Raw genomic sequence first — 414 nt, 5'->3', positions numbered from 1 at the left:
GGCCCGGCCGGCGTTTGACGCGGAGAGCCGCAGTTCGTCGGGGCAATCAGCCCCAAGTCCCAGCCCGGCCGGCGTTTGAGGCCAAGGATCCGCGGCCCGTCCGCGCGGCCAGGTGCAACCCCGGCCCGGCCGGCGTTTGACGCGGAGAGCCGCAGTTCGTCGGGGCAATCAGCCCCAAGTCCCAGCCCGGCCGGCGTTTGAGGCCAAGGATCCGCGGCCGTCCGCGCGGCCAGGTGCAACCCCGGCCCGGCTGGCATTTGACGCAGGGAGCCGCAGTTCGTCGGGGCAATCAGCCCCAAATCCCGGCCCGGCCGGCGTTTGAGAAGCCGTTGTCATACCGAACTTGGCGTCGGGTTATAGGACTTGGGTTCTCGTTGGAGTGGTCTCGGCGCTGAGAGCGCATGAAAGCAGGGC

This window comes from Embleya sp. NPDC050154, from assembly GCF_044460165.1.
Lineage (GTDB): Bacteria > Actinomycetota > Actinomycetes > Streptomycetales > Streptomycetaceae > Embleya.
The sequence above is the reverse complement of the archived record's forward strand: the minus strand, read 5'-3'. Positions refer to the sequence as shown.